This window comes from Streptomyces sp. WM4235 (genome assembly GCF_001279725.1).
GTDB lineage: Bacteria > Actinomycetota > Actinomycetes > Streptomycetales > Streptomycetaceae > Streptomyces.
This window is the reverse complement of record NZ_LGDE01000196.1, coordinates 1-590: the sequence shown is the minus strand read 5'-3', so window position 1 is coordinate 590 and position 590 is coordinate 1. Positions and strand designations below refer to the sequence as shown.

The 590-nt window shown below is 65.4% G+C and carries 1 pseudogene; it reads left to right on the top strand.

What is annotated here, in order from left to right:
• Nucleotides 1–590 (top strand): annotated as a pseudogene (locus ADK55_RS15635) (vitamin B12-dependent ribonucleotide reductase); the annotation flags it as partial.

Here is a 590-nt window from a genome sequence, read left to right as displayed (position 1 = left end):
GGTGGTGCCACCCGTCGCGCCGCCAAGATGGTCGTCCTGGACGTGGACCACCCGGACGTCGAGGACTTCATCGCCACCAAGGTGAAGGAAGAGGAGAAGATCCGCGCCCTGCGCGACGCGGGCTTCGACATGGACCTGGGCGGCGACGACATCACGTCCGTCCAGTACCAGAACGCCAACAACTCCGTCCGTGTGAACGACGAGTTCATGACGGCCGTCGAGAACGGCACCGAGTTCGGCCTGCGGGCCCGCATGACCGGCGAGGTCATCGAGAAGGTCGACGCCAAGGCGCTCTTCCGCAAGCTCGCCGAGGCCGCGTGGGCCTGCGCCGACCCGGGCATCCAGTACGACGGTGTGATCAACAACTGGCACACCTGCCCCGAGTCGGGCCGCATCACCGCGTCCAACCCCTGCAGCGAGTACATGCACCTGGACAACACGTCCTGCAACCTCGCCTCGCTGAACCTGATGAAGTTCCTCGACGACGACGGCAAGGGCAACCAGGCCTTCGACGCCGAGCGCTTCGCCAAGGTCGTCGAGCTCGTCATCACCGCGATGGACATCTCCATCTGCTTCGCGGACTTCCCGAC